We start from the raw sequence: 19,357 nt of genomic DNA, 5'->3' as shown, positions 1-19,357 counted from the left end.
CTGCGCGGGCGCAGATGAAAGTGTTGCTGCGGCTATTCGCGCTGTGGCTGGGCGGCGTCCTGCTCACGCAAGGCCTTGCTGCGCAGACACAAAACCCCGCTGCGCATCCGCCTATCGCGATTCATTTCACGCTATCGCAACCGGGCTACGTGACGCTGGTCATCGAAAAGCAGGACGGGACGCGGGTTCGCAATCTGGTCAGCGAACAGCCTTTTCCGGCCGGCAACAATACCGCGTGGTGGGACGGGCTCGACGACCTGGGCCGCGACAACGATGCGGCCGCGCACGGGCAGTACCATATTCCCGGGCGCATCGTCGCGCCGGGTACGTATCGGGTAAGAGGACTCGTGCGTCCCGCGCTCAAGCTTCAATACGAACTCAATCCCTACGATGAAGGGCGCCCGCCGTGGAAAACCGCGGATCGCAGCAGCGAATGGCTCGCGAATCACTCCGCGCCTTCCACCGTACTTTTCGTGCCGCCCGGCGCCGCGCCAAAACGGCCCGGTCCTTCGGACGGTGCGCAGGGACAGGTACTCGTCGGCAGCTATGTGTCCGAGGGCGGCAGCGGGCTGGCCTGGCTCGATCTTTCCGGACGCAAGATCTGGGGGCAATTGTGGATTGGCGGTGTCTGGACGGGCGCCACGCAACTCGCGCGCGACACCGGACCGCATGCCGTGGCCGGCGTTTATGCGTACGCGGCGTCGTCGTGGAGCGGTGACCAGCATAACGACAAGACGGGCGAACTGAGGCTGAATGCCTTGATGTCTAAGGAGCGCCAGGCGCCTGCCGACAGTCGCCTGGGATCGGGCGAAGATACGCCGGTCATGCAGAAGCCGTATCAGATCGAGTTTCCCGCCGCGCCGCCGCGACCTGCCGCCGATCCTTCCTATCCCGAGCGCGCCGAAGCGGTGGCGGGTCTCGCCGCTTACAACGGACTCGTCGTGGTCGCGCTGCGCGGCGCGAATCAGCTTCTTTTCGTGGACGCAGAGCGTCATAGCGTTTTGCAAAGTCTGCCGCTGCGAGACCCGCGCGGACTCGCCTTCGATTCGCGCGGCCGGCTCCTCGCGCTATCGGGTCAGCAACTCGTGCGCATGGACGTGACGCGTAGCGACACGGTGCGGCTATCGTCGCCGCAAACCGTCATTGCCACCGGTCTCGAAGACCCGCACGGCATCACGCTCGACACCGCGGGCAACGTCTACATCAGCGACTGGGGACAAAGCCATCAGGTCAAGGTGTTCTCGGCGGACGGCAAACTCGTGCGCGCAATCGGGCAGCCCGGTGCACCGAAAACCGGTGTCTACGATCCGGCGCATATGAATCATCCCGCCGGAATCAGTATCGACGGCACCGGCAAACTCTGGGTTGCGGAGAACGACAAGACACCGAAACGCGTGAGCGTGTGGGATGCAACGACCGGCCGATTCGTTCGCGCGTTGTATGGGCCGCCGCAATACGGTGGCGGCGGCACGCTGGATCCGCGCGACAGTAGCCGCTTTTTTTACGCGGACGACGCAGGTGCAATGAGTTTCCGTTTGAACTGGCAGGCCGGCTCGAGCACACCGGACGCCATTCTTTACCGCACGGAGGACGACTCGACAGGGCTGAATGGCGTCGATACCGGCGGTATGCCTGAGTATCCCCTGTATCGCAACGGCCAGCTGTTTCTGACTAACGCGCACAGTGCCCAGGTGTCGGGACGCCCGAGTGTCATGCTGTGGCATGTCGGGAAGGATCAGACCGCGCGGCCGATTGCCGCGGCCGGCAGCACGCTCGACGCCACCGGCAAGCTGCTACCGGTCTTTCTGCAACCGGCCATGCGTTCGCGCATGCCTCGCGGCATCGATCCGCTCACCCGGCCGATGATCTTCGTCTGGCGCGATACGAACGGCAATGGACGCGTAGACCCCGACGAGGTCGCCTTCATTGCGCTAAAGAATTACGCCAAAGGGGACAAGACGTATGCGGGCAACGTGACCGTGCTCGACGATCTGTCTTTCGCGATCACGTATTACGGCGACACCGCCGCGGTGATTTCCGCAAGCGGACTCGGAGCGAACGGCGTCCCTCAGTACGACGTCGCGCATCCGAAGATACTGGCGACGAACATGCAGTTGCCGGTCAGCACGGGCGGCGGTCAGATGCTCGTGGGACGCGGCGGCTGGGCCGTGTTCACCACGCCGCCCGCGCCGTTTGCCGCCGAGAGCGTGGGCGGAACCCGCAACGGTAAGCCGATGTGGTCGTATCCGAGTGTGTGGCCTGGGCTGCACGCGTCGCATCAATCCGCGGTGCCGGAGTTTCCCGGCGAACTCGTCGGCACGACACGTGTGCTCGGCAATCCGATCGACGCGCCCGCGCCATCCGATGCGGGGCAATTGTGGGCAATCAACGGCAATCAGGGCAACCTGTACCTCTTCACCATCGACGGACTATTCGTCGCGACTCTTTTCAAGGACGCGCGTCTGGCGACTGCCGCGCCGCCGGTCACGGCAACGCGCGGCATGGACCTGAGTGCAATGAGTCTGCAATACGAGTGTTTTCATCCGATGCTGATGCGGACTGCGGACGGCAACGTCTATTTGCAGGCCGGCACCGGTTCACCGCTCATCAAGGTGGCGGGACTGGAGGGCATCAAGCGGCTGCCCGATTCTTCGTTGACGCTCAGTGCGAACGACCTGATCGCCGCACAGAAACAGGCAAGCAGTAGCTATCGTCCCGATGCGAAGACGACCACGCTGGACGTGGCGTATCGCGCGAGCTCGTCTAATGCGGGCGCCGTGCCAACCAATTGGCCGGACGCGACAACCCAGTGGGCAAAGATCGACACGCGCGACGTGCAGTCCGGCGATTGGGGGCATACCAGCGTGGAAACGCGCGCCGCGCTCGCGATAGCTGGCGACCGTCTGCTCATTGCCGTCAGAACCGACGACGCCAATCTGCTCAACAACAGCGGCGAGTCCTTGCAGAACCTGTTCACCACGGGCGGCGGCATCGACCTCATGCTCGCCACCGATCCGAAAGCCACGCCGGGGCGCACGACAGCGGCTGCGGGTGACGAACGGCTGGTGGTGTCGCGCGTGCGCGATCAGACGGTTGCGATGCTGTATCAGCCGGTTGCGTCATCGCGCGGCTCCACGCCGGCCACGTTCAGTTCGCCGCTACGTACGATCCATTTCGACCGGATGGACAATGTGAGTGACAAGGTCGCCGTCACGCTTACGCAGGAACCGGCGAAAAGCGACGGCACGCCGGCTCAGGCGCTCATCAGGATCGACGTGCCGCTCAAGGTGCTGAATCTTGCCGCAACCCCAGGCAGCACGATTTCCGGAGATATCGGCGTATTGCGCGGCAACGGATTCCAGACTCTGCAGCGCGCGTACTGGTCGAACAAGGCGAGTGGGCTACTCAGCGATTTGCCGGGCGAAGCCGAACTGACGCCGAACCTGTGGGGCCGTTTGCGGTTCGTCGCGGCACCGAAATAAGCGCGTCGGCTCAGTAAGTCACGCCGACGGGCGCGGGCCGTTCGGCGGTGCGGCGCTGCTTGACGAAGCGCTCGCGCACACGGCTGCACGGCCGGTCCACGTACTGCGTAATCGCGGCCGACAAGACAAAAGACAGGGCGACGACAGGCACGGTGACCAGCACTCGCGTCGGTGCAGGCAGGCCGCCCAATTGCGTGGCGTAATGCGAAAGAAAAAGCAGCGGCAACCAGTGAACCAGATAGAGCGAGTACGAGGCGTCGGAGAGAAAACGATCGAAGCGGCTGCTGCGAACCGACACCGTGGCGAATGCGAACGGCAGCGCAAGCACGGCCAGGCCGATATTGAGCAGCGGGTTGTAGTCCGCGTAAAGCGCAGAATGATGCGCGCCGCCGAACAGGACGGGCCGCAATGCGGGGACGGCGGCAAAGACGGCGATGGTGAGCAGGGTGACTGCACCGGAGCCCAAGGCGAGCGGTTTTGCGGGCTTCAGCGCAGGGTATTTCGCGGTGAGAATGCCGGCGACGAACCACGGCAGATAGGACATGAATGCGCGGTCGTAAAACAGCGTGATCGAGGCGGCGCTGACCGCGAGACATACGCCGACGGCGAGTGCGGGCCGCTTTTGCAATAGCACGATCACGAGCGGCGCGACGAAATAGAACTGCAATTCGATATCGAGCGACCAGGCAGGCGTGAGCGGCACGCCGCTCGCGGTGTTATAGCCGAGAATCAGCAGACTCGACACCCATGCACGGGCGTCGATCGTGGCGAAAGGAACTTGCGGTGTCACGATGAGCGGCAGGATCATCGTGATGGCCAGTGCGATGAAACTGCACAACAGAAAAACGGGTGCAAGGCGCCAGATGCGCGAGATCATGAAGGTAACGTACGGGTCGCGCGTGGACTCGTATTTGTGCGTCCACATCGAATAAACCCAATAGCCGCTCAGTGCAAAAAACAGATACACCGGCGTGTGTCCCACGCCGAAACTGCTGTAGTGAAAGACTAGTACTACGGTTGCAAGAAAAAAGCGGAATGCGCCTGGCGACATATCACCCTCCCAGGTGTGATGCGTGAGCGGCGACCGTCACGATGTTGGTTCGGGAAATCCGCCGGCTAAAAGCGGTGTGTTTCCGATGAAACTCATCACGCTTCCGGTGCGCGGGCGCGTGACAGTCCGCTGCGGGGCGACGCCCATGTCAGCAATGTGTCGAGTTTTCGCCTGACGTTCGGCGTATAACGTTCCGTTACCGTCGACATGGCGAAGCAGTAGAGGCAGGTGAGCAGAATCGCGCCCGTCAGATAGGCAATGCCCGCGCCGTCCGGCTGTTGCGCAAGCGGCCAGCCGGCCAGTTGATAAAGCGCGGCGCACAGAAGAACCAGCGCAGGCAGATGGAAGAGGTAAGTCGTATAGGAAAACTGCGCCAGTTCCTGATGCCAGCGCGCAAAACGCACCGACAGAACAGGCTGCTTCAGGCGGCTCGAACTGGCCAGTGCCACGCAATAGCAGAGGCCCAGCAGCAGATCGCGCAGGAATGCGCCGCTCAGGCTGTTTTCGATCGCCGCCACGTTGTGACTGATCCGCGAGACGACGAGCGCGGCGATAAAGCACGCGAAGCCGGCGAGCGGCGCGGGCCGCCACGCCGTCGAGCGGATCCAGCGGTGGGTGACAATGCCGAGCACCCAGATCGCGCCCCACAACACGATGGCGTAAGGCAATAGAAGCGCGATCAGCAAGGCCACGGCGCCATACGCGTAGCGCGTCCTCGTGGTGAGATTGCCGCGTCCTGTCATGGCCGCCGCGATGCCGGCGAAGATGCAGTAGTACCACCATTCGTAAGCGAGGCTCCACAATGCGCCATTACTGCCGAGTGGCGGCGTCAACGTGCCTTGCATCATGAAAAGATTGCCGAAGAAGGTCGGCAAGGTCATGGCCGAGTCGAGCGCGTAATTGATCGAGGCGATGTGATACGGCGAGACCGAACTGTAGAGCGCGCTAGCATTGACCCAGTGCGAGCCGATGAAATCGAGCGCCGCACCGACGAGCAGCGCGGGTATGAGCGTGGTGTAAATGCGGCTCGTGCGTGCCGACGCGTAGGAGCGCAGGTCCGGACCGCGCGCCTGCCAGCGGTCGAGCGTGAGACCGCCGACCAGGAACCCGCTGATGACGAAGAACACCACCACGGCTTCGTGGCCGAGGCCCGTGACGAGGTAAAGTGCCTTGTTGAAGAGGGTTTTGTTCTGCACTTCGCCGAAATCGGCGAGGATCAGGCTTCGTGCATGGTTTGCCACGACGAGCAGGGCGGCAACCCAGCGCGAGATGTCCATCACGGTCGAGACATTTTCTTTCATGGTGCCGTCGTGCTGTGAGTCGATGCGAAGTTCTGCGGCGCACCCCGAAGGGCGGGCAATCGGCTGTGAGCTACGCTAAGGCGCGCGGCATCGTGTGTGATCGATCTTAAGCGCTACAAAAAGGCAGGATGCGCCACTATCCATGCTTTCAGCGACACAGCACGAGCATGCAGAATGTCACTGTAGTGCGTGCATGCCGACTCCGCCCATTCGACGGTTTTCGTCGAATTGACGATAATGCCCCTTTGAAAACGATTGCAAAAAAGAAAACATGAGACAACTGTTGATTGCCTTGTTGACTGGTGCCTGCTTTATGCCTTCTTTTCAGGCTCATGCGCAAAGCAGTGCGGCGGGGCCGATCGCCACGTCGGCGGGAACGCTGCAATTCGAACACGCCGATCGTAATTTCGTCGGCAAACTCGACGATCTCGCTTTCGACCGTTTCGATTCCCGCACGCTCACGCATTTCGACGATATCGGCGATTCCGGTGAGCGCGTGAAACGGATGCTCGTGCAAACGGAGACCGGCCCCGTGCTCTACGATTTTCGTCAACGTCCGCCCGTGATTCAGCACATCGACAGGCGCATGACAGTCAAACGCGTGTTCTGGCAAGGCGACGAAGTGGTCATGCAGAGTTCGCAGGGCTGGTTCCGCTTCCAGCGTGGCGTGCTGACCCGGCTACAGGCTTCCACAACGACTTACCACTGACTTGCCGGGCCGCCGTGTTCGACTTTATGGCTGGATATCGGTCTTGAACCACTTCTGCGAGAGCTTTCGGACCGTGCCGTCGGCGAGCGCGCCGGAGAGCGCGGCGTCGAACTTCGATTTCAGTTCGGCGTCTTCCTTGCGGAACGCCAGTGCTTCTCCCGGGCCCCAGATCGAGCCGCCAATTTTGGGGCCGACGAAAACCAGCTTTTTGTTTTCAGGCTGATTGAGTACGGACGTGAAATACGTGACGTCGTCGAATGCGATGTCGACGCGGCCCATCAGCAGATCCATGTCCCGCTCCGGCGATTTCTTGTATTCGCGAACCGTCGCGATATCGCTGAAGTTCTTCTTGATGAAATCCGTGTAGGCGGTGCCGACCTGAATGCCGATTGTCTTTCCCTTCAACGCGACACGAAGTTGATCGACAAATGCCTTGTCGGCTTTCGGGTCTCCGGTGAGTTTCACCACGTTGCCATTGCCGCCGAGCGACGCAAGCAGGCGAGGATCGGTCGCAACGAAGGCGCCGGGTGTCGACGCATAAGGCCGCGTGAATGCAACTGCTCTTTCCCGCTCGGGCGTGACCATGATGGCGTCCATCAATACGTCGAATTTGCCCGCGCGAAGGCCCGGAATCATTCCGTCCCAGTCCTGCGCGGTGAGCTTGCATTCGAGCTTGATGCGCTCGCAAAGGTTCTGCATGAGTTCGGGCTCGAATCCGCTGATCTTGCCGCCAGGCAGTGTCATGTTCCAGGGTTCGTAGGCGGCCTCCGTTGCAATCGTGACGGAGGTCCAGTCTTTGGCGAAGACCGGTTCGGCAACCGTTCCGCTTACCGCCAGAACGGCGAAGCTGCAGACTGCGCGGGTAAAAGCACGCTTGAAGTTCATTCGATATCCCCGAAAAAGTTGTCCTGCGCTGGCGGTTATTTCAAAGCGTGATTCAGGCGGCACGGCCATAGAATCCGGTTCTCTCGTCGGCGGAGAACATGACGTCCGGCTTCTCGTAGTAAGAGAACACGGCAATCAGTCGGTCGGTATTGCCCTTGACCGTCGTGACGCGGTGCGCGGTGTTCTTCCCTCTAAAGACGTTCAGGTTGCCGGCTTTGAGCTTGAGGCGCTTCACCTGCGGATCGTTGCCTTCCAGCAGACGCGCCACGCCGTCGTAATTGGGATCGTCGTCGCCGCGCAGATCGGAGCGGTATTCGAATTCGCCGCCGGCCTCAGGGGCTTGCAGCAATAGCGTGGTGGTGAACTCAGAGCGGTCGAAATGCCAGTTCAGTGTTTCTCCTTCCCGGTATGACATCACGTTAGCCCGCGCCAATGGGTCTTTCATCACATAGAGCGCGCTCTTGCCCATTGCCGCGGCGAGAAAGCGCGCGAGGGGCCGGTATTCGTAGATGGCCAATACGATGCTTCCCGGAATCTGATCGCCGCAAAGCGTGTGACTCACGGTTTCGACCTGACGCAGCGCCGGATGACCTGCATAGAGTTCCGGAATCTCGGGCTTGAAATAGATGTTGTGCAGACGCTTGTGCTGATACGAACTCGCGGCCATGACCGGACGAATTTCGGCGGCAGCCATGTCGGCGACGCCGGGCCGCAGAAGATTGTCGAGGTTGAACATGCCGTTGGCAGCCAGTTCATGACTGCACCGTTCGACCAGTTGCTTCCACGCCGCGCTGTTTTCCTGGTCCAGCGGATAACGGTCAAGGTCGAGAATGTCTCGCATGTTTTTGCTCCTCACTGTTTTGTTTATCGAACTCGTGCAAGCAAATTAACGTGAAAAAAACTGTTCTTCAACGGTCTAAATTGTTAGGCTTGCCCTAGAAAATCTTCTGCTGGGACAACCCAATGTCGCGACTTCCCCCGTTGAATGCAGTCAAGGCCTTCGAAGTGGCAGCACGAACCGGAGGCTTCGCCGCGGCGGCCATCGAACTGGGCGTTTCTGCCGCTGCGGTTAGCCAGCAGATCCGCAACCTCGAAGACTTTCTCGGCAAGCAGCTATTCATACGGACCGGCAACCGGATCACGCTGACCGACGCGGGAAGGGCGATCTATCCGCAAACGTCGCGCGCGTTGAACGACATTGCGGCGATGACCGAGCGCATCGTCGAAGGGGAAATGCGCCTCCGGCTGGTGGTGAGCGCGCCTTTCTCGCTCGCCGACTCATGGCTCGCGCCGAAGCTCTCCGACTTGCTGCGCGTGTTTCCGCAAATGGCTATCGACGTGCGCGTCGAAGACGATCCCGTCGATATGGGCCGGCACGACATCGATGTCCGGGTCAGCTATGGCGCGTATCACTATCCGTCACTGCAGGTGACGCCGCTCGTCCACGATGAGGTCATGCCCGTTTGTGCGCCCGAGTTCTGGTACACGCATGGCAATGACGAGTTCGATCTTTCCCGGATTCACGAGAGCATGTTTATCCATACCAACTGGGGATCGAATTACGCGTCGCACCCGACATGGGGCGACTGGTTCGCCGCGACGGGCAGCGATTTTCAGCCGGATGCGTCACGCGGACGGCGCGTGGGCCTGTCGAGTCTCGCCATTTCCACCGCGCGCCTCGGCTGGGGCGTGGCGCTCGGCCAGCGCGTCATGGCGCGTGCCGATCTCGAAGCGGGACGACTCATCGCCTTGACGCCGACATCGGTTTCGCTAGGACATCCGTACTGCGCGTTCGTCTCGGCAGCGAAGGCGAATCGCGCGGACGTCAGGAAGTTGCTGGGCCTGCTGCGCGATGAGCACTACGGGCAGGAGGTGCCCGTCTGAGCGCGCCGAATGGGCGCGCGGTTGATGCGCGCTAGAACTGTTCCGCGAACGGGCGCAGATCCAGTTCCTGGGTCCATGCAGAGCGTTGTTGCGTGTGAATGAGCCAATAGGCGTCGGCGATGGCCTCGGGCCGCAGGAGTCCATCCTCGCCGCGTTCGGTCACGGCATTGGGATACATCGTTCTTAGCCGCTCACCGTCGATACCGCCGTCGACGAGAACGTGAGCAACGTGCAGACCTTGTGGGCCGTATTCCCGTGCCATGCTCTGCGAAAGCATGCGCACGCCGGCTTTCGATGCGGCGAAGTGGCCGAAGCCCGGTCTGCCTCTCAGGCTCGCCGAGGCGCCGGTAAAGATGAGTGTTCCCCGTCCAAGCGGCACGATCCGCCGCGCGACTTCGCGGCCGAGGAGAAATGCGCCGATCGGGCCAGTGCGCATGAAGCTCTCGAAATCCGCGAGCGACATTTCGCGGAAGTCGATCCGTCGATTGTTGCCGACGTTGTACACGACGAGGTCGGGCGCGTCGATCGGCGCGCCCGGTGCCATCACCTGATCGAAGAGGCTGACGACATCCTGCTCCTGAGTCACATCGGCGACGATGGCTTTCGCCTGACCGCCGGCGGACCGGATTGCCTGAGCGACCCCGTCGAGCCGTTCCTGGGTGCGGCCAACGACGAACACGTAATAGCCCCCGGCGGCAGCCCGTTTGCACAAGGCTCCACCAAGTCCGTTCTCCGGACCGACACCGATAATAACGGCACTCTTCATTTCGACCTCTCTCGGGGTTATTCAGGCGGCTGGCTGTCATTCACCGGCTACTTTGCCACTGTAGTAGCCGGCGTGTGACACCAGCCCGGATTTCGTTAGCGGCGAGCGTATTCGTCGAGCTTCGCCACCAGAGCGTCGCCGAATGCCGGTGCCGACATCGGCTGCTGTCCGGTGATCAGTTCGCGATCGACCACCACGTTGGGATGCCAGTTCGCGATGGTCTCGACGCGCGCGCCGGCCTCGGCCAATGCGTTGACGGGATAGTACTGGACGTGGCCGCCGAGACCGCTCGGGCCTTCGAGCGCCTGTTCCTCGCCGGTCGCGAAGACGGTCAGGCGGTAGCCGGCGTAAGGCCAGCCGGTGTTGAGCGAACTCGCCTTGCCGTCACCGGCGATCATCGACGCGATGAAGGCATCGGGATCCGCCAGAGCGGAAAGCAGCACGATCGGGCCGTGGCAGACAATGCCGGTCGGACGGCCGCTCTCGTGGAATTGCGTCAGAATCTTGCCGAGGTTTCTGTCCTTCAGCAGGTCGACCATCGGCGCGTGGCCGCCCGGAATGAACAGGCCGGCGTAGCCATCCGTGCCTTCCGCAAGCACCGCGGCCAGCGTTTTCGGACGCTCGAGCAGATCGAGGCCTTCCGCGAACTTGAGCGCGTCCGCGCGAGCCGAGTCGTCGCCGCCGAAGAACATGGCGTGATTGGAGTTGGCGTCCATCACCGGACGGTCGCCTTTCGGATTGGCGATAACCGGTTCATAACCGGCCGCGACCAGTTTGCGATACGGCACGACGAACTCGTTCAGGTAGTAGCCGGTCGAGTAGGTCTTGCCGTCTTTCAGATCGAGCGCATTGGCGCTGGACATCACGACGAGAACTTTGCCTTTGGACATGAGATCACCTTTTCATTGAGCATGCTGGAGCAGCGGCGCCTACGGGTACATGAGCTTGTGCATGAGCGCGCCGTTGCTTCTGCTGGAAAAATGGATTTGATTCGGGATTAACAGCGCTACCAGTCAGGCGACGCCTGGGTCACCTCGCAGGTCACCCGTCACGCAATCCGGTAGTGCGGCGCGGGTTTCGGGTTGCGGAATTTCGCGGACATGTCGCGTCGTTCCTGCTCCCAGCGAGTCCATGCCTCGGTTTCGTGAAGGCCTGGAATAGTCACCAGTTCGCCTGCGTCGAGACCGGCCAGCGCTGCGTCGACGAGATCCGCCGCCTGCATGGTGATCTCGGAGGTCTTCTGCGGCGCGTAGCCGGCAACGTCCCAGAACTCCGTCGCGGTGGCGCCGGGCAGAACGGTCTGAATGCGCACGCCCTTGTCGGCCAGATCTTTTTGCAGCGAATGGCCAAAGCTCAGGACATACGATTTCGACGCGCTGTAGACGCCGTTCAGGTTTTCCACGGCAATGCCCACCACCGAGGAAATATTGACGATGGTGCCTTTGCCGCGCGCCACGAAAGCGGGAGCGACCGCGTAGGTCAGACGCGTCAGAGCCGTGACGTTCAGCTCGATCATGGCCTGCATCTTGTCGACGTCGGCTTGCAGGATCGAGGCAACGGACCCGACGCCGGCATTGTTGACCAGCATCGTGATACTCGGGTCGTCGCGCAGCACCGCTTCGACTTTGGCGAGACCGGCCTTGTCGTTCAGATCGACCGGCAGCGGGGTTACCTGGACGCCGGTTTTAGCGCGCAACTGCGCGGCGGCCTCGTTCAGCCGCTGCTCGTTGCGAGCGACCAGGATCAGATCGTAACCACGTTTGGCGAGGCGATCGGCGTAGATCGCACCGATGCCGGCAGAGGCACCGGTAATCAGGGCGACGCCCTTGGAGGAGGGACTGCTCATCGTGTTTCTCCGTCGTGAGAGGCTCGTGATTGAGCCGATGGAGAGAAACTACGCTTGCAGCCCGCACTTTCAAATGTCGTATACGCCGCGATTCAGGACACGGCGCGCGCGCCCTGCGAGAGCGGGCGTTTTTGCTTCGTGTGCCTCAGGCTTCGGGCTCGTCGGAGGGCTTCCATTTCAGCCTGTCGACGAGTGCCCGCAAGGCAGGCGATACGTGCCGGCTCGGATAGTAGATATGCAGCCCGCCGAACGGCACGCACAAGTCCTTGAGCACGTGAACGAGTCGTCCGGCCGCCACGTGCGGCGCGGCCTGTTCTTCGAGCACCATGCCCAATCCGGCGCCCGCGAGAATCAGGGTGACCGCGAGATCGGGCGCATCGGCGATAACGAGTTGACCGTCGGCGCGGCCGCGAACTTCTTTGCCGTCGGCACGCTGAAGCGTCCACGGAAAAGTGCCGCCGCTGCTGACGTTGCGGTAGTTGATGCAATTGTGACGTTCCAGATCGGCGGGCGACTGCGGGCGCGGGTGCCGTTCGAAATAGTCCGGCGCGCCGACCATGATCAGGCGCGTGTTCGGCCCTATGCGGACAGCGACCATATCCTGCTCGACGATTTCTCCCCACCGTATTCCCGCATCGAAGCCGTCGCGAACGAGATCGGCGAGCCGGCCTTCAACGCAGATCTCGACGGTGATTCGCGGATTCTCGCGAAGGAACGCGGGCAGGGCAGGCGCCAGGATGTGATGGGCGGCATAGTGCGCTGTAGTGATTCTGATGGCGCCTGCCGGGTCGCCGCGCCACTGTCCCATCGCCCCAAGCCCGGACTCGACCTGTTCCAGAGCGGATTCGACGGATTCCAGCAAGCGCTCGCCTGCCGGCGTGGGCGCGACGCTTCTCGTTGTGCGCGCAAGCAGGCGCACCCCGAGGCGCGTCTCGAGAGATCGCATGGTATGGCTCAGCGCAGACGGTGAGACGTTGAGCTCGGCGGCCGCGCGCCTGAAACTGCGGACACGGGCGATCGTGGCGAACGCCAGGAGATCGTCGAGCTGACCTCGCTTCATTGCTGAACCTCGTTCCAGAGCCCTTGATGCGTGAATTATATTGGTCGCACACGCTGCGGCGCTGCGGGATACCGAACACCTTACCGAACACGTTTATTCGTCATCAGGATCGGGTTCGATGTCACAGGGGCGCACACTCCAGGGCGGCAACGGTGGATCGCGTTCTTTCAGTCTGAGTGCGTCGATCAGTGCCCGCAGTGCAGGCGTGACCTGCCGGCTGGGATAGTAGAGGTGCAAGCCCGGATGGGGCGGTGAGAACTCGTCGAGTACCTGGACGAGGCGCCCGGCGCTCAGGTAGGGCATGGCTTGCGGTTCGAGCATATAACCGAGGCCCACGCCGGCCAGAATCATGTCTTCTCCGAGCTCGCCGTCGTCGAGAATCAGCTGACCTTCCGTGCGAGGGCGAAGTTCTTTTCCCTCGTGCTCGAATTTCCACGGCAGATATCCGCCCGTGGACTTGAAACGGTAGTTGATGCAGTTGTGCTGTTCGAGATCGGTGGGGGTCTGCGGGCGCGGATGCCGCTCGAAATAGCAGGGCGCGCCAACGACGATCATGCGCGCGTCGGGACTGACGCGGACCGCGATCATATCCTGAGCGACCGACTTTCCCCAGCGTATTCCAGCGTCGAAACCGTCGCGGACGAGATCGGTCAGCCGCGTGTCGATGTCGACCTCGACGGAAACTCGCGGATTCTCGCGCAGGAACTTCGGCAGGACCGGCCCTAACACCGTGTAGGCGGCAAACTGGAAGGTGGTGATGCGCAGCGAGCCGGACGGGTCGCCGCGCCAGTCGCTCAACGCGTGAAGGCCGGTTTCGACTTCCCTGAGTGCGGGTTCGAGCGAGCGCAGCAGTCGTTCTCCTGCCGGCGTTGGCGCGACGCTTCGCGTCGTGCGCGCCAGCAACTGCACGCCCACGCGCACTTCCAGACCTCTGATGGCGTGGCTCAAGGCCGAGGGGGATACACCGAGATCTGCCGCTGCGCGCGTGAAGCTGCGCGTCCGGGCGATGGTTGCGAACGCCACCAGATCGTCGAACTCCCCTCGTTTCATTGCTGAACCTCGCTCAAGAGCCCTTGCGGGTTGAGATTATATTCGCCGGCAAGGTGAGGCGCTACATTACAGCCAGCGCTTCGCTCATCACCCCGACACTCCGGCGGACGCTTCACTTGCGCGGCAAAAATCGCTGTGCAAAACATCGCACGAAAGACGGCGCGAACATCTCGAAGCCGCACTCTTCAGATCATTAAACGGACGCGGTACGTCGACGTCCGGACAGAACATGCCATCGCGGTACACCTCTCGAGGAAACACGGTCATGCGTGACGTCGCGTTTGTGATCTACCCGGATTATTCGATCATGGCGCTCAGTATCGTCATGGCCTTCGAGGTTGCCAACACAGTCACCGAAACGCCACCTTACGCGCTTCATTTTATTTCGGAGACCGGAGGAAAAATAAAAACCTCCTGCGGCATGATGCTGGAAAGCAAGCCATTTTCGTCGACGCCGTTTCACACGCTGTTCGTCGGCGGCGCGACGATCCCGACAGCGTCGCCACCCGGCCTGATCGAGTACATTCGCGGCGCGCTGGCTTTGCATCGGCGGATTGCCGCGATTTCCACCGGCGCGTTCGTGCTGGCCGAAGCAGGGCTCCTCGACGGACGCAACGCTACCACGCACTGGATGCACGCGCCGCTGCTCCAGGCGCAGTATCCCGCGGTGAAGCTCGATCAGGATTGCATCTTCACGAACGACGGTCCGATCTGGACGACGGCCGGCGGTGCCGCGGGTCTCGACCTCAGCCTCGCGATGATCGAGAGCGACCTCGGTGTGGACGTTGCGAAGGCCGTGGCGCGCGAACTCGTTATCTATCATCGCCGCACGGGCGGTCAATCGCAGATATCCACGCTGCTGGAACTCGCGCCGAAATCCGACCGGATTCAGGCGGCGCTCACTTATGCGCGGGAAAATCTGCACCGGCCGCTTACCGTTGCCGAACTCGCCGAGGCGGCGCATTTGAGCCCGCGTCAGTTCAGCCGCGCCTTTCTCGCGGAGACGGGGCAATCGCCGGCTAAGGCAATCGAGACGCTCAGGGTCGAGGGCGCACGCGATCTCATGGAGCAGAGCCGGCATCCGATCGAAGTGGTGGCCCGTCAGACCGGATTCAGCGACCGTGACCAGATGCGGCGAGCCTTCCTGCGAGCATTCGGACAGCCGCCTCAGGTCCTGCGCCGTATGGCGCGGCTGGAAGCAAGGCCTCATGCAGACGCCGCCGAAGCGCTGGATTGAGTTGCTCACCGTGCGGCCTAAATCGCTGTTTATTTGACGTTTGAGACATCGCAGAAGAAGCCTACCTTTATCGGGCGGACGGATCGGGCGGGGACTTCCCCAGCATGTCCGTCACGTTCAGATCAACTTCGCCGAACCAGCCCGCGCCCGTCTTCGAATGGCGGCGTTGGGGGGTGTCTGCTCTCTTTCAGAAGGAAGCTGTCATGGCATATCAAACGGTCAACCCGACGACCAATAAACTGATCAAGACCTATCCCAATCACACCGAGGCCGACATCGAGGCGGCATTGTCCGCGGCCCACGCGCTCTACAAGTCGAGCTGGGCGCAGGGGCCGATCCAGCAGCGCGTGCAGGTGCTGGAACGCCTCGCCGATCTCATCGACGCGCGAGCCGAGGAACTCGCGAAAATCTGCGTACAGGAGATGGGCAAGCTGATCTCGGATGCACGAGATGAAGTGTGGATCATCGCTGAAATAGCGCGCTTCTACGCGCGCGAGGCCGAAGGTTTTCTGGCGCCGATCAGGATCGAGTCCGCGCTCGGTGAAGCCTGGATCGAGCATCATCCGCTTGGTGTGATGATGGTCGTGGAGCCGTGGAATTTCCCGTACTATCAGTTGATGCGGGTATTCGCGCCGAACTTCGCGGCCGGCAATCCGGTTGTTTCCAAGCACGCGAGCATCGTGCCGCATTGCGCCACGGTGTTCGAGGAACTGGTGAACGAGGCGGGCGCGCCCAAGGGCGCGTGGGCCAATCTGTTCATCACGTCGAGCCAGGTGGCGGACATCATCGCCGATGACCGGATCGTGGGCGCGGCGATGACCGGGTCCGAAGGCGCGGGCGCGGCCATCGCCACGCAGGCGGCCAAACACCTGAAAAAGTCGACGCTCGAAATGGGCGGCAACGATGTCTTCGTCGTGCTGGAAGACGCGAATATCGACAAGGCCGTCGAGGCCGGTGTGTTTTCGCGGCTGCACATAGCCGGCCAGGAGTGCATCTGCGCGAAGCGCTTCGTGCTTCATGAAAAAATCGCCGACGAGTTTCTGAACCGCTTCACCGAGGCCATGGCGAAGGTGAAGATCGGCGACCCGATGGAGGAGGAAACGAAGCTGGGGCCGCTTTCGTCGCCCGAAGCAAGCGCGGGTCTGGCCAAACAGGTCCAGCGCGCGGTCGATGCCGGTGCAACGCTGCATCTGGGCGGCAAGCCGATCGATCGTCCGGGCAACTTCTTCGAGCCCACTATCCTGACCAACGTGACGCGCGACAACCCGGCTTATTTCGAGGAATTCTTCGGGCCGGTCGCGCAGATTTACGTCGTCAAAAGCGACGACGAGATCGTGGAGCTGGCCAACGACTCGCACTTCGGCCTGGCCGGCGTGGTGTATTCCGCGAATATCGAGCGCGCCAGAGCCCTGGCCTCGCGTATCGAAACGGGCGCCGTCTGGATCAACAGCTTTGCGTCGACTGCGCCCGAGTTACCTTTTGGCGGCGTCAAACGCTCGGGCTACGGACGTGAATTGTCCCAACTCGGCATCAAGGAGTTCGTGAACCAGAAGCTCGTTCTCGTCAGCAACGCTTCGTGAGCGCAGGCCGTCGAGGGCTGGACCCGCTTCAGCCTTCGACGGCTTTTAGGCCTTCACGCAGTACATCAATCGGTCATTGTGGCCACTGAGCGTGACAGTGCCGCGCGGTCGATGTCGGGGCTCCGGTACGCGCGTTCCGGTATCTCGGCGAGTCGCGACGGATGCACCTGTCCGCTGAGTCCATAAAACTTCTGGAAGCTCATGATCAATGGCGACCACTTGTCCGGATCGATGCGATCGGCGTGACCTTCCATGAGCAGATCGGGATGGACGTGAACGCGTTGAATGCGCACTTCGATCAGACTGATAAAGCCGCGCAGTTCTTCATTGTCTTCGCCGATGCCGTGCACGGCCGCCACGACCGCTTCGAGCTGGATCGGACATTCGAGTGCGCGCGACGCGCCGACGGTATCGGACGCCAATTCTGTCATGCCCGCGCGGCCGAACTTGTCGGGTTCATAGACGTAGCCCATCGCCTTCCTGAATTCGGAAACGGGGTACGTGCCCGTGGTTCGCGCGATACGATCGACCGCGCCGACTTCGTTGATCGACGGCAGATTGAGCACACATTCGCCGGTGCGAAGCAGATTGCGGGTGGTCTGCGAGCCGGACGCAATGCCGAGCACGCCGCGCCATCCCAGCCAGAACACCGACGATATCGGCGCGAGATTATGCGTACCGTTTTCGTTGACGGTGCTGACCAGAACAACGGGCGTGCCGAGATAAAGGATATTGGGTTCGGTGACGACGTGCGGCGTATTCATGAGTTCCTTGCTCCGTGAGTGGATGATTCATGATGCGGTCCGTGCACGTTCTATACACTCCGAATCTTGCTGCTTAATTGCTCCTTAATCTTTATTCGGCTCTGTCACGTGAACAGCTTCACGACAGCCGTCATGTTGTCCTTGCCCAATCCCTTCTCGACGGCGTTGCGAAATACGTTGCGCGAGGCCGCGATGGTGGGCGCCGACGAATCCGAGCCCGCGGTCTGCAAGGTGTAGCCGAAGTCTTTCTCGATCAACTCGACGGGAAATTGCGGCGCAAAGTTGCCGGCAAGCATGGATGCGGAAACGCGCGCCGCCACGGCGCTCCATACCGGTGTCGTGCCGACCGCTTCCAGCACGCGCGCCACGTCTGCATTGGCATGCTTCAACATGCCGATCAATTCCGCGATGGCGGTGACGTGAATGCCGAGCAAGGTGTTGGTCGACAGCTTGGCCAACGCGCCATACCCCAAGGGCCCAACGTGAGTGATGGCCGAGCCCATCGCCTTGAGCACGGGCTCCGTGCGCGCAAAGGTGACGGCATCGCCGCCCGCGAAATAGATCAATTGCGCGGCCTCGGCCTGTGGCGTACTGCCCACCACCGGCGCTTCGAGTAGCGAGACGCCGCGCCCGGACATCTGCACACCCAGGTCGCGAATCCACTCCGCGGTCAGGGTAGAACTTTCGATGGCGACTGCCTTCGCGGACATACCCTCCAGTGCGCCGGTCTCCGCGTCGAGCCAGACTTGCCGCGAGGCTTCGTTGTCGCGCAACATGGCCACCACGAAATCCGCTCCGGCAGCGGCTTCTCTCGGCGTTTGCGCTGCCTTCGCGCCTGCGCCGACCAGCGCCGCAACGGCCTGCGGGCTCCGGTTCCACACGGTGACCTGGTGGCCGGCCTTGATGAGATTGGCCGCCATACGCGATCCCATCGCGCCCAAACCTAAAACTGAAACGTTTGCCATGATGTTGTTCCTGATGGTGTGCCTGATTTCGTGCTATGTATTGCCTGGCGATATTGCCTGTCGATCCGGATGGATCTTAGGCTTGGCGCACAGAAGAGGGCAACGTCGTAATTGCCACGTTTCGAGACATGCTCATCGAACAGCTTGTCGAACGGCTTCCAGTGGCGCGAAATGCATACGTATTCGACATGGACTGTGAGGTCGATGTCACTTAAGGTAAAGATCGCTGAAAGGAGAGTGAATGTGAATCGTCGAAAATTATGGCTGCCCGCGAGTTTGATCGGCGTGGCGGGTGCATTTCTGATTGGGCATCTGTTGCTGGCGAAGCCGGAAGTCCCCAATGCGACCTTTACCTTGCTCTCCGGTCAAAAGATCTCGACGACCGCCGATTTGAAGGGACGCGTCTTTCTCGTCAACTTCTGGGACACGAACTGTTCGAGTTGTATCGCGGAGATGCCCAGCCTCGAAAACACGTATCAGCGATTCCACGGGGCAGGGCTCGAACTCGTGTCCGTTGCCATGAGTTATACGCCGCGAGATTACGCGGTGAACTACGCGCGAACCCGCCGGCTTCCATTCATGCTCACGCTCGACGACGGAAGCCTCGCGCATGCATTCGGCGATGTTCAACTTACGCCGACGACCCTGGTGGTCGACCGGCACGGCAAAATTCTGAAGCGCTATGTCGGGCCGCCGGATTTCAGTCAACTCGATGCTGTCGTCGCGCAAGCGCTGCACGAGCCGTCGAATGGTTAAAGCCGCCTGATACGAAACACC

General features: G+C 61.7%; 17 protein-coding genes. 6 read left to right on the top strand and 11 right to left on the bottom strand.

The window, feature by feature from the left end:
* Positions 1–14: 14 nt before the first annotated feature.
* Entirely contained in the window at positions 15–3,482 is a 3,468-nt protein-coding gene (locus P3T18_RS33065; RefSeq protein WP_429304181.1) for a hypothetical protein, read from the top strand.
* Between the two features lie 10 nt (positions 3,483–3,492).
* Here P3T18_RS33065 and P3T18_RS33060 read toward each other — a convergent pair whose 3' ends face one another.
* Positions 3,493–4,533: an acyltransferase family protein gene (locus P3T18_RS33060; RefSeq protein WP_429304180.1), complete on the bottom strand. Its 1,041-nt coding sequence runs from the start codon at positions 4,531–4,533 to the stop codon at positions 3,493–3,495.
* A gap of 95 nt (positions 4,534–4,628) precedes the next feature.
* Positions 4,629–5,834 carry an acyltransferase family protein gene (locus P3T18_RS33055; protein ID WP_429304179.1) on the bottom strand — a complete coding sequence of 402 codons (1,206 nt, stop codon included), beginning with the start codon at positions 5,832–5,834 and terminating at the stop codon, positions 4,629–4,631.
* Between the two features lie 271 nt (positions 5,835–6,105).
* Here P3T18_RS33055 and P3T18_RS33050 point away from each other — a divergent pair, with 271 nt between their 5' ends.
* Positions 6,106–6,543, top strand: a complete 438-nt coding sequence (locus P3T18_RS33050; RefSeq protein ID WP_429304178.1) for a hypothetical protein — start codon at positions 6,106–6,108, stop codon at positions 6,541–6,543.
* A 24-nt stretch (positions 6,544–6,567) separates the two neighbouring features.
* Here the strand turns inward: P3T18_RS33050 and P3T18_RS33045 are convergent, their stop codons facing one another.
* Positions 6,568–7,428, bottom strand: a complete 861-nt coding sequence (locus P3T18_RS33045; RefSeq protein ID WP_429304177.1) for a transporter substrate-binding domain-containing protein — start codon at positions 7,426–7,428, stop codon at positions 6,568–6,570.
* 52 nt (positions 7,429–7,480) lie between these two features.
* Positions 7,481–8,269 carry a HalD/BesD family halogenase gene (locus P3T18_RS33040; RefSeq protein WP_429304176.1) on the bottom strand — a complete coding sequence of 263 codons (789 nt, stop codon included), beginning with the start codon at positions 8,267–8,269 and terminating at the stop codon, positions 7,481–7,483.
* A gap of 122 nt (positions 8,270–8,391) precedes the next feature.
* Between P3T18_RS33040 and P3T18_RS33035 the strand changes: the two genes are divergently transcribed.
* Positions 8,392–9,312: a LysR substrate-binding domain-containing protein gene (locus tag P3T18_RS33035; protein WP_429304175.1), complete on the top strand. Its 921-nt coding sequence runs from the start codon at positions 8,392–8,394 to the stop codon at positions 9,310–9,312.
* Positions 9,313–9,343: 31 nt separating this feature from the next.
* Here the strand turns inward: P3T18_RS33035 and P3T18_RS33030 are convergent, their stop codons facing one another.
* The 5 genes from P3T18_RS33030 to P3T18_RS33010 form a co-directional block, all read right to left on the bottom strand.
* On the bottom strand, positions 9,344–10,078 hold the full coding sequence (locus P3T18_RS33030) for an SDR family NAD(P)-dependent oxidoreductase (protein ID WP_429304174.1): 735 nt from the start codon (positions 10,076–10,078) through the stop codon (positions 9,344–9,346).
* A 95-nt stretch (positions 10,079–10,173) separates the two neighbouring features.
* Positions 10,174–10,968: a type 1 glutamine amidotransferase domain-containing protein gene (locus P3T18_RS33025; RefSeq protein ID WP_429304173.1), complete on the bottom strand. Its 795-nt coding sequence runs from the start codon at positions 10,966–10,968 to the stop codon at positions 10,174–10,176.
* Between the two features lie 158 nt (positions 10,969–11,126).
* On the bottom strand, positions 11,127–11,924 hold the full coding sequence (locus tag P3T18_RS33020) for an SDR family NAD(P)-dependent oxidoreductase (RefSeq protein ID WP_429304172.1): 798 nt from the start codon (positions 11,922–11,924) through the stop codon (positions 11,127–11,129).
* 145 nt (positions 11,925–12,069) lie between these two features.
* On the bottom strand, positions 12,070–12,984 hold the full coding sequence (locus P3T18_RS33015; RefSeq protein ID WP_429304171.1) for a LysR family transcriptional regulator: 915 nt from the start codon (positions 12,982–12,984) through the stop codon (positions 12,070–12,072).
* Between the two features lie 93 nt (positions 12,985–13,077).
* Positions 13,078–14,007 (bottom strand): LysR family transcriptional regulator, encoded by a 930-nt coding sequence (locus tag P3T18_RS33010; protein ID WP_429304170.1) that lies wholly within the window; start codon positions 14,005–14,007, stop codon positions 13,078–13,080.
* Between the two features lie 292 nt (positions 14,008–14,299).
* Here P3T18_RS33010 and P3T18_RS33005 point away from each other — a divergent pair, with 292 nt between their 5' ends.
* Together P3T18_RS33005 and P3T18_RS33000 are read left to right on the top strand one after the other, a co-directional pair.
* Positions 14,300–15,271: a GlxA family transcriptional regulator gene (locus tag P3T18_RS33005; RefSeq protein WP_429304169.1), complete on the top strand. Its 972-nt coding sequence runs from the start codon at positions 14,300–14,302 to the stop codon at positions 15,269–15,271.
* A gap of 203 nt (positions 15,272–15,474) precedes the next feature.
* The gene (locus P3T18_RS33000) at positions 15,475–16,851 is read left to right on the top strand and encodes an NAD-dependent succinate-semialdehyde dehydrogenase (protein WP_429304168.1); all 1,377 of its coding nucleotides are present in this window, start codon (positions 15,475–15,477) and stop codon (positions 16,849–16,851) included.
* Positions 16,852–16,916: 65 nt separating this feature from the next.
* On the opposite strand, the gene P3T18_RS32995 is transcribed toward P3T18_RS33000, so the two are convergent.
* Together P3T18_RS32995 and P3T18_RS32990 are read right to left on the bottom strand one after the other, a co-directional pair.
* Positions 16,917–17,615, bottom strand: coding sequence for a flavin reductase family protein (locus tag P3T18_RS32995; RefSeq protein WP_429304167.1), 699 nt, complete (start codon positions 17,613–17,615; stop codon positions 16,917–16,919).
* A gap of 104 nt (positions 17,616–17,719) precedes the next feature.
* Positions 17,720–18,580, bottom strand: a complete 861-nt coding sequence (locus P3T18_RS32990; protein WP_429304166.1) for an NAD(P)-dependent oxidoreductase — start codon at positions 18,578–18,580, stop codon at positions 17,720–17,722.
* A 204-nt stretch (positions 18,581–18,784) separates the two neighbouring features.
* Between P3T18_RS32990 and P3T18_RS32985 the strand changes: the two genes are divergently transcribed.
* On the top strand, positions 18,785–19,336 hold the full coding sequence (locus P3T18_RS32985; RefSeq protein WP_429304165.1) for a TlpA disulfide reductase family protein: 552 nt from the start codon (positions 18,785–18,787) through the stop codon (positions 19,334–19,336).
* Positions 19,337–19,357 lie beyond the last annotated feature (21 nt).

It is taken from the genome of Paraburkholderia sp. GAS199, assembly GCF_050436585.1.
Classification (GTDB): Bacteria; Pseudomonadota; Gammaproteobacteria; order Burkholderiales; family Burkholderiaceae; genus Paraburkholderia.
This window is presented reverse-complemented; position numbering and strand designations above follow the sequence as displayed.